Source organism: Pseudomonas sp. 18.1.10, assembly GCF_024655625.1.
Taxonomy (GTDB): domain Bacteria; phylum Pseudomonadota; class Gammaproteobacteria; order Pseudomonadales; family Pseudomonadaceae; genus Aquipseudomonas.
This window is the reverse complement of sequence record NZ_JANLGL010000244.1, coordinates 1-7,481: the sequence shown is the minus strand read 5'-3', so window position 1 is coordinate 7,481 and position 7,481 is coordinate 1. Positions and strand designations below refer to the sequence as shown.

Genomic DNA, 7,481 nt, shown 5'->3' with positions numbered 1-7,481 from the left:
GGGTCAGCTTGCATATGTATTGGCTGAAACACCGCATTCGCGAGCAAGCCCGCTCCCACAGGGGATACCGTTTCAAACCAATTGATGTATTGAACTGGCAGGCATAAAAAAACCGGATCTCAGGATCCGGTTTTTTCGTGTAGCAACAGAAATTACTTCTGCTTCACGCCTTCCAGCGAGATGTCCAGGTCAACGGTCTGCGAAGAAGGACCTGGGCCCTTGATGCCGAAGTCGTTCAGGTTGACCGTGGTCTTGGCGTTGAAGCCAGCACGCTCGCCGCCCCACGGGTCCTTGCCTTCGCCGTTGAACGTGGCCTTGAAGGTCACAGGCTTGGTCACGCCGTGGAAGGTCAGGTCGCCGGTTACGTCAGCCGTGTCTTTACCGGTCGGTTTAACCGCGGTGGAGACAAACTTGGCATCGGCAAACTTGGCCACGTCCAGGAAGTCTTTGCTGGCGATGTGCTTGTCACGCTCGGCGTGGTTGGACCACAGGCTGGCGGTTTTCACATCGACGGCGATCTTGCTGGCTTCAGGCTTGGCGGCATCCCAGCTGAAAGTACCATCCCAGTCCTTGAAAGTGCCGTGGATGTAGCTGTAGCCCAGGTGGCTGATTTTCCAATCGATGAAGGCGTGTTGGCCTTCCTTGTCGATCTTGTAGTCAGCAGCCATCGCCGAACCTGCGGACAACAGCGCAGAACCCAGTGCCAGAGCGGCGAGAGTCTTTTTCAACATGCTTTCTATTCCTTGTGAGTCGAGGTTGAACATCAGGCTTTGCGCCCCAGCATTCGCGTCAGGGTCACATCACGATCAATGAAGTGGTGTTTCAGTGCGGCCACGCCGTGCAAACCGGCGAAGACCACCAATACCCAGGCGAGGTACAGGTGCACCACGCCAGCGGTATCTGCCTGGTCCGGTAGCCCGGAAACCACGGCAGGAATCTCAAACAGGCCAAACACCGGGATACCGACACCGTCTGCGGTGGAAATCAGGTAACCGGCGATCATCACGGCAAACAGCCCGAGATACAGGAACCCATGACCAAACGCGGCACCCAGGCGGGTCATGCGGCTGTAGCTCGCCAGCGGTGGCGGTGGCGGGCTGACCAGGCGCCAGACGATGCGCACCAGCATGATGGCGAACAGCGTGATGCCAATGCTCTTGTGCAGGTCCGGTGCGTCTTTGCGCCAGGCGCTGTAGTAGTCGAGGCCGACCATCCACAAACCCAGCGCGAACAAACCAAACACCATCAGGGCCACGCCCCAGTGCAAAACCATGCTGACCCAGCCGTAGCGGGCCGGTGAATTGCGTAACTGCATGTACTTAATCCCGTAAGAGCTGCGCCCAAGACTAGCGCGTTACCTATCGAATTAAAGCGGAAAATTTCGCTTTGAAATATCGAGAAATGCGATCTTGAGGGTATGAAGCCTAAATTAACCTTGGATTAAGGACTATCCCGAAGAAACGTGACAGACCGTCCTGCGTTTACTGCCAATTCATCCGTAATGGGTTGTGACACAGCCGCCCATTGCATAGGCTTGCGCGATTGTGGCTTCGAGGAGACGAACGATGGGCTTGAATAACCAGTGGATGCAACGCGACCTCGCGGTGCTGTGGCATCCCTGCACCCAGATGAAAGACCACCAGCAACTGCCGCTGATCCCGATCAAACGGGGCGAAGGCGTGTGGCTGGAAGACTTCGAAGGCAAGCGTTACCTCGACGCCGTCAGTTCCTGGTGGGTCAACGTCTTCGGCCATGCCAACCCGCGCATCAACCAGCGCATCAAGGATCAGGTCGATCAGCTGGAACACGTGATCCTCGCCGGTTTCAGCCACCAGCCGGTGATCGAGCTGTCGGAGCGCCTGGTCAAGATGACACCCGAGGGCCTGACCCGCTGCTTCTACGCCGACAACGGCTCGTCGTGCATCGAAGTCGCGCTGAAAATGAGCTTTCACTATTGGCTCAACCGTGGCCAGCCAGACAAAAAGCGCTTCGTCACCCTGACCAACAGCTACCACGGCGAAACCATCGCCGCGATGTCGGTGGGCGACGTGCCGCTGTTTACCGAGACCTACAAGGCGCTGCTGCTCGACACCATCAAGGTGCCAAGCCCCGATTGCTACCTGCGCCCCGAAGGCGTGAGCTGGGAAGACCACTCGCGCACGATGGCCCAGGTGATGGAGCAGACCCTGGCCGAGCACCACGCCACCGTCGCCGCGGTTATCATCGAACCGCTGATCCAGGGCGCCGGCGGCATGCGCATGTACCACCCGGTGTACCTCAAGCTGCTGCGCGAAGCCTGCGACCGCTACGGCGTGCACCTGATCCACGACGAAATCGCCGTGGGCTTCGGCCGCACCGGCAGCATGTTCGCCTGTGAACAGGCCGGCATCCGCCCGGATTTCCTGTGCCTGTCCAAGGCCCTCACCGGCGGCTACCTGCCGCTGGCGGCCGTGGTCACCACCGATGACGTGTACGACGCGTTCTACGACGACTACCCGACCCTGCGCGCCTTCCTGCATTCCCACAGCTACACCGGCAACCCGCTGGCGTGCGCGGCGGCGTTGGCGACGCTGGATATCTTCGAAGAAGACAACGTCATCGAAAACAACAAGGCCCTGGCCCAGCGCATGGCCAGCGCCACCGCGCACCTGGTGGACCACCCGCACGTTTCGGAAGTGCGCCAGACCGGCATGGTGCTGGCCATCGAGATGGTCCAGGACAAAGCCACCAAGGCCGCCTACCCGTGGCAGGAACGCCGTGGCTTGAAAGTGTTCGAGCACGCCCTGGAACGCGGCGCGCTGCTGCGGCCGTTGGGCAGCGTGGTGTACTTCCTGCCGCCGTATGTGATTACGCCGGAGCAGATCGACTTCCTGGCCGAGGTGGCCAGTGAAGGGATTGATATCGCCACCAACAGCAGCGTGAGTGTTGCGGTGCCGAAGGACTTTCATCCGGGCTTTCGTGATCCGGGCTGATCTAGTTCGCGCGATTGATTGGGTGCCGGGCAGGCCGCCATCGCGGGCAAGCCCGGCTCCCACAGGTTTTGTATTTTTTCAGAGAACAGAAATGAGACTGTCCCGTTTTTTCACCGACACCCCGCTGAGCCTCGGTGACGTTGAGCTGCCCGAAGCCCAGGCGCACTACATCAGCCGCGTACTGCGCATGGTCGAAGGCGACGCCGTGCAACTGTTCGACGGTTCCGGCCAGGAGTTCCTCGGCAGCCTGCTGGAAGTCGGCAAAAAGCGCGTCACCGTGCAACTCACCGAACGCTTCAACGGCCAGACCGAATCCCCGCTGCACATCCACCTCGGCCAGGGCCTGTCCCGTGGTGAGCGGATGGATTGGGCGATTCAAAAGGCCACCGAGTTGGGCGTCAACGCCATCACGCCGATTTTCAGCGAGCGCTGCGAAGTACGCCTCAAGGACGAACGCGCCGACAAACGCCTGCTGCACTGGCGCCAGGTGGCGATCAGCGCCTGCGAGCAATGCGGGCGTTCGACGGTACCGGTGATTCACCCGCCGCTGCTGCTGGCGGATTGGTTGAAGCAGACCGAGGCGGATTTGAAGCTGGTGCTGCACCCGGTGGCCGAGCCGATGGTCAGCCATGCCAAGCCATCGAGCCTGGCGTTTTTGATCGGGCCCGAGGGTGGCTTGACGGACAATGAAGTGGAGGTCGCACAGGCTGCCGGCTACCACGCCGCGCGCCTTGGGCCGCGGGTGTTGCGGACCGAGACGGCGCCGGTGGTGGCTCTCAGTGTGGCCCAACAACTCTGGGGCGACTTCTAACGTCCCTGTGCAAACCCAATTACAACTGTGGGAGCTGGCTTGCCTGCTCCCACATTTGGATTGGATTACCAAATCACTTCATCACTCCACCGGATCGCTGACCGGCTTGGCAATGATCGCCTTCAATTCACTGGTCATCGGAAACTCCAGGTTCAAGCCTTTCGGCGGAATCGGCTGTTCAAACCAGCGCTGGTAAATCCCATTGATCTCGCCGCTCCGATACAAATCACCCAGCGTCTCGTTGACCACCGCGAGAAACTGCGGGTCATCCTTGCGCACCATGCAGCTGTAGATTTCCCGGGACTGCTCCTCGCCCACCACCACCCAGTTGTGCGGGTCGCGGGCCTTGGCGCGCTCGCCATAGAGCAACGCGTCATCCATGTAGAACGCCGCCGCGCGGCCGGTCTCCAGCATCTTGAACGCTTCACCGTGGTCCTTGGCGCTGATAACGAACATATTGGCTTTGTGCTCGGCGTTGTAGCTCTTGAGAAACCGCTCGTTGGTGGTGCCGGCCGTGGTGACCACGTTCTTGCCCGCCAGGTCGGCAAAGCCTTTGATGCCGCTGTCCTTGGCGGTGAGCAACTGACCCTTCACGTAGATAAACCCGTAGGAAAACGCCACCTGCTTCTGCCGCTCGGCGGTTACCCCGGTGGAGCCGCATTCCAGGTCCACCGTGCCGTTTTGCACCAGCGGGATGCGGGTTTGCGAGGTCACCAGGTTGTACTTCACCTTCAGGTCGGCCACCCCGGTTTTCTGCTGGATACGCTCGACAATCTTGTTTGCCAGCTCCACTGAATACCCCATGGGTTTGCCGCTGTGATCGCCTACGTAGGAAAACGGCACCGACGCATCGCGATAACCCAGGGTGATGGACTTGGCGCTGGCGATCTTGGCCAACGCGCCGTCCAGCGGTGCCTGATTCGCCTGGGCCTGTGCGCCCAACAAAAGCCCCAGGGTGCAGCCGGTCAACAGGATCTTTTTCATTGTTATTCTCCGTTGGTCTTTGAGTTAATTACGTACAGCGATCACGCTGATTTCCACCAGCACACTCGGGCGCGCCAGTTCGGCTTGCAGGGTGGTGCGCGTCGGCGCCATGCCGGGCGACAGCCACGCGGACCACACGTCGTTCATCGGCGCAAAACCACTGCCGATGTCTTTCAAGTAAATCGTCGCATTGAGCAGGTGGTCCTTGTCGCTGCCCGCCTGGGCCAACAGCGCGTCGATCTTGGCCAACACTTCGCGGGTTTGCGTGGCCACGTCCAGGCCGTCACCCGGAACCTGGCCCGAGAGGAATACCAGGTCCTTGAAGGTGACGGCGCCGGACAGTCGCTCGTTGCTGCTGATTCGGTTGATGGTCATGGCTGCATCCTTAAGCGGCGCGGGGCGCCAGGCCCTGCATATCGATGGAAGGGACGTGTTGGCCGATCAGTTCGGCGAGCAGTTGCCCACTGCCGCAGGCCAGGGTAAAACCCAGCGCACCGTGGCCGAGGTTCAGCCACAGGTTGCGGTACTGGCTGGCGCCAATCAGCGGCACGCCGGTGGGGGTGGCCGGGCGCATGCCGGCCCACTCCACGGCATGGGCGTAGTCGCCGGCCAGAGGGAAAGTCTCAACGGCCTGGCGTTTCATCAGCGCCAGGCGCTTGGGTTCAAGGCTGGCATCAAAGCCGACGATATCCACCATGGCCGCCACCCGCAATTGCTCGCCGATGCGTGCGTAGACGATCTTGCGGTCATAGTCGGTGATGCTCACATGCGGCGCCCGGTGCTGCGCGCCAATCGGCACGCTGAGGCTGTAGCCCTTCAACGGATACAGCGGCAACGACACGCCCAAGTCGGCGCTGCGATACCCGGCGGCCAGCACCAATTGCTCGACCGGCATCACCTCATCGCCCAGCTCGATGGCCTGCACCACGCCATCCGCATGACGCAGCCCGCTGACCTTGCGCCCCAGCAAAAACCGGCAACGCCCGGACGCTTCCAGCCGCGCCGCCAAGCGCTGGCAGAAGGCATGACAATCGGCGACCTCTTCGTTCGGCGTGTAGATCCCGCCGACAAAACCACGCCCCGCCAACGCCGGCTCCAGACGCTCACAATCGGCGCTCGACAGCACTTGCTGTTGTAGGATATCGGCGACCTTGCTGCGGGCATGTTCAAAGGAATTGGCGTTACGAAAGGTCACCAGCTTGCCGTTGCGCCGCCAGTCGAAACCGTCCAGGCGATCATCCTCGCGCCATTGCTGCAATGTGGCCTGGCTCAGGGAAGCCAGACGCAGCAAGTGCGCGGCATTGCGCTGGTTGACCGAGCCCCGGCAGGCGCCGAGAAACGCGGCCATCCAGCGCCATTGCTGCGGGTCGAGGCGCGGGCGCAGCTTCAGTGGTGAGTCACCGCGCAGCAACCAGCCGATGGCTTGCAGTGGCACGCCGGCATCGGCCAGCGGCGCGACGTAGCGGTAGGACAATTGCCCGCCGTTGGCAAAGCTGGTCTCGCTGCCCAGGCTGTCGCGCGCGTCGATCACCGTCACCTCATGGCCGGCACGCACCAGCGCATAAGCGCTCGCCAAGCCGATAACCCCGCCGCCGATGATGCAAACCTGCCTGCCCATCCCCGCCACCCATCGTTGAATTAAGAGGGCTCAAGACTAGGGGCAGGTGACAGGCCACCGACAATGAATAAAGATGGGCCACCTATAAACAAAGGTTATGGACTTGCCATGCGCCTGCGTCATATCGAAATCTTCCAGGCCATCCGCCAGACCGGCTCCGTCAGCGCCGCCGCACAGTTGCTGCACGTGTCGCAACCGGCGGTGACCAAGGTGTTGCAGCACGCCGAGTTGCAGCTGGGTTTCCCACTGTTCCTGCGGGTGCGCGGCAAATTGCAGCCCACCCCGGAAGCCCTGGCGCTGGAACGTGAAGTCGAGAAAGTCACCGAAAGCCTGCAAGGCGTGCGGCGCCTGGCCAAGAGCCTGCGTCGCGCACCGGGCCAGAGTGTGCGCATCGGCGCCATCCCGGCGCTGGCGTTGTCGCTGCTGCCACCGGCGATCCTGGAGTGGAAACGCGACTACCCGGACATGGCCTGCGAGCTGTCCAGCGACCATAGCCGCGAGCTGGTGCAAAAGCTGCTGATGCGCGAGATCGACCTGGCACTGACCCTCAACTTCTCCGGCCATCCGGGGTTGACCACGCAAGTGCTGGCCAATGGCGTGCTGGTGGCGTTGGCGTCCAAAGGCTATTGGACCGACGCCGAACTGAGCGCGCCGTTGCCGTTGGCGGATCTGGCGGGTACGCCGTTGATCGGCCTGTCCAGCGCCGACCCGCTGGCGGCCAAACTCGACAGCTACCTGGAAAACGTCGACCCACCGCCACGGGTGACGATCTCGGTGCAGACCTATTCCCTGGCCCGCGCCATGGTGGAATCCGGCGCCGGGCTCACGGTGATCGACCCGTTCACCGCCCTCGGTGCCTCGACCGCCACTACCTGTATCCGCACGCTGACACCGCCGCTGCCGATCACTCTGTATGCACTGACCCGCGCGGATGAGCCGCCGCCGCATATGTTGGCGAAGTTGTTGGGGATTTTTGGGCTGCGTGCTCAAGAGCTGTTGCAACGCCTCTAAACACACCATTCTCAAGCCCAATGAAGAACCAATGTGGGAGCGGGCTTGTGTGGGAGCGGGCTTGCTCGCGAATGCGGTGGATCAG

General features: G+C 61.7%; 8 protein-coding genes. 3 read left to right on the top strand and 5 right to left on the bottom strand.

Translation table 11 applies throughout. The annotated features are described in order from the left end of the window. Window positions 1-152: 152 nt before the first annotated feature. A complete protein-coding gene (locus NUV89_RS25805) occupies window positions 153-731 on the bottom strand; it encodes a YceI family protein (RefSeq protein ID WP_257783543.1) in 579 nt (192 codons plus the stop codon). Between the two features lie 32 nt (window positions 732-763). After that, window positions 764-1,315, bottom strand: coding sequence for a cytochrome b (locus tag NUV89_RS25800; RefSeq protein ID WP_257783542.1), 552 nt, complete (start codon window positions 1,313-1,315; stop codon window positions 764-766). 250 nt (window positions 1,316-1,565) lie between these two features. On the opposite strand from NUV89_RS25800, the gene NUV89_RS25795 reads away from it, so the two are divergent. Together NUV89_RS25795 and NUV89_RS25790 are read left to right on the top strand one after the other, a co-directional pair. Further along, window positions 1,566-2,972: an adenosylmethionine--8-amino-7-oxononanoate transaminase gene (locus NUV89_RS25795; RefSeq protein WP_257783541.1), complete on the top strand. Its 1,407-nt coding sequence runs from the start codon at window positions 1,566-1,568 to the stop codon at window positions 2,970-2,972. Between the two features lie 91 nt (window positions 2,973-3,063). Then, window positions 3,064-3,783: a 16S rRNA (uracil(1498)-N(3))-methyltransferase gene (locus NUV89_RS25790; RefSeq protein ID WP_124527289.1), complete on the top strand. Its 720-nt coding sequence runs from the start codon at window positions 3,064-3,066 to the stop codon at window positions 3,781-3,783. Between the two features lie 81 nt (window positions 3,784-3,864). Here the strand turns inward: NUV89_RS25790 and NUV89_RS25785 are convergent, their stop codons facing one another. The 3 genes from NUV89_RS25785 to NUV89_RS25775 are packed head-to-tail and all read right to left on the bottom strand — an operon-like array spanning window position 3,865 to window position 6,385. Further along, window positions 3,865-4,767: a transporter substrate-binding domain-containing protein gene (locus NUV89_RS25785; protein ID WP_257783540.1), complete on the bottom strand. Its 903-nt coding sequence runs from the start codon at window positions 4,765-4,767 to the stop codon at window positions 3,865-3,867. Window positions 4,768-4,791: 24 nt separating this feature from the next. Further along, window positions 4,792-5,142, bottom strand: a complete 351-nt coding sequence (locus tag NUV89_RS25780; protein ID WP_257783539.1) for a RidA family protein — start codon at window positions 5,140-5,142, stop codon at window positions 4,792-4,794. 10 nt (window positions 5,143-5,152) lie between these two features. Beyond that, on the bottom strand, window positions 5,153-6,385 hold the full coding sequence (locus tag NUV89_RS25775; RefSeq protein WP_257783538.1) for a D-amino acid dehydrogenase: 1,233 nt from the start codon (window positions 6,383-6,385) through the stop codon (window positions 5,153-5,155). A 108-nt stretch (window positions 6,386-6,493) separates the two neighbouring features. Between NUV89_RS25775 and NUV89_RS25770 the strand changes: the two genes are divergently transcribed. Then, window positions 6,494-7,396, top strand: coding sequence for a LysR family transcriptional regulator (locus NUV89_RS25770; RefSeq protein WP_257783537.1), 903 nt, complete (start codon window positions 6,494-6,496; stop codon window positions 7,394-7,396). The last annotated feature ends 85 nt before the right edge of the window (window positions 7,397-7,481 follow it).